Origin of the sequence: Vibrio sp. 1562, assembly GCF_033340155.1 — a bacterium.
GTDB classification, from domain to species: Bacteria; Pseudomonadota; Gammaproteobacteria; order Enterobacterales; family Vibrionaceae; genus Vibrio; species Vibrio alginolyticus.
The window spans coordinates 1-567 of the sequence record NZ_JAWOVY010000618.1; the positions used below are offsets into that span (position 1 = coordinate 1).

General features: G+C 43.9%; 1 protein-coding gene. It reads left to right on the top strand.

Annotated elements, in window-relative coordinates:
• The first annotated feature begins 121 nt into the window (after positions 1-121).
• Entirely contained in the window at positions 122-400 is a 279-nt protein-coding gene (gene ppiC, locus R7Z49_RS26720; protein WP_318112686.1) for a peptidylprolyl isomerase PpiC, read from the top strand.
• Positions 401-567: the final 167 nt, after the last annotated feature.

Below are 567 nucleotides of genomic sequence, written 5' to 3' on the forward strand. Positions count from 1 at the left end.
CATCATCTAGCCAAGTGTTTTGGGGCAAGCCATGGCCTAAAATGGGTAAGGTGGAGAAATGTTTGGCGCAAACCGGTGTATTCGGTAAACTTGCGCCACCAGAATAGTGAGAGATAAACACATGGCAAACACAGCAGCCGCATTGCACATTCTTGTTAAGCACAAAGAACAAGCTGAAGACATCATCAAGCAACTGAAAAAAGGCGCTAAATGCCAAACACTAGCGAAAAAATATTCAACTTGCCCGTCTGGCAAACGTGGTGGTGACCTTGGTGAGTTCCGTCGCGGTCAAATGGTGCCTCAATTCGACAAAGTTTGTTTTTCTGGTGAAGTGTTACCTCCGCACTTAGTCAAAACAAAATTTGGCTGGCATGTGGTCAAGGTTCTCTACAGAACATAGCCTCTACCCAGAGCTCATGAGCTGACTTTCGAGTTTCTCGAATGCCAGTACATACGAGCAGAAATCATGGTAAGCACGAATTGGCTTACCATGATTCACTTACTTCTTGCCCAAAATCATTCAGAGTCAGAAACTCTATTTAATTCCTTTCACACCATTACTTCTAA

What these genes read in the sequence shown, in the direction of transcription:
- ppiC (WP_318112686.1), top strand. Translation starts at nt 122, where the DNA reads ATGGCAAACACAGCAGCCGCATTGCACATTCTTGTTAAGCACAAAGAA.